The organism is Chryseobacterium hagamense, from assembly GCF_007991455.1.
GTDB lineage: Bacteria > Bacteroidota > Bacteroidia > Flavobacteriales > Weeksellaceae > Chryseobacterium > Chryseobacterium hagamense.
In genome coordinates, this window is sequence record NZ_BJYJ01000091.1 from 1 (window position 1) to 730 (window position 730).

1 pseudogene is annotated in these 730 nt (G+C 43.6%); it reads right to left on the reverse strand.

The features are described from left to right. Positions 1-730: pseudogene (locus CHA01nite_RS20705) on the reverse strand (hypothetical protein); the annotation flags it as partial.

The window sequence follows — 730 nt, forward strand, 5'->3', positions numbered from 1 at the left end:
TGTCAATCCTTTTGTTAGTCTTGTCAATCTTTACATCCACCCAGTCGACTTCAGCATATTGGGTCGTAAATTCTGCTTCCTTTGTTTTTTGGACACCATTTTTGGTAGCCGTAATCACGGCCTTCAGCTTTTTATTGTTGAAAAGCGAACTGTCATAAATACCATTGTTATCAAAACCATCCCAGAAGATAACATACGAACCGATCTTCGTATAGTCTGAAGAGGAGATGTTGTAAGGATCGAACACGCTTTTCCAATCCCATACCTTAACAGGATCTGCAGGCCGGTGTTCCGGTTTGTTCTTCATCAGGTCTTCACCCAGCAGAGGCAGACGCCTGGCCGTGACCACAATTTCAGGAAGATTGGTGATGGCATACAGCGTACTCCCGTCTTCATTCAGTACCTTAAACTCCAGGGAATCGATATTGCTGAGCATTAACGAATAATTAAAAACAAAATTCGCATTTTCATAATTCCCTTCGAAATCCAGTATGCCGAATGGCACTACCGTTGAACAGCCGCTGTCTTTTTTTAATGAAAATGAAATCTCGAAATCCTCATTCACCGTACTTCCCTTCCTTTCAAAATTGCCGTAGACAACACCCCGGTCAGTTCCCATTTCCCGCACCTGATTACCGGCACCGGATATGATTTTCCCTTCCGACGACATATTATGGTCGCCACCGGTGATCTTATGGTAAGCTCCCTGTACAATTCTTGTTCTGGACAT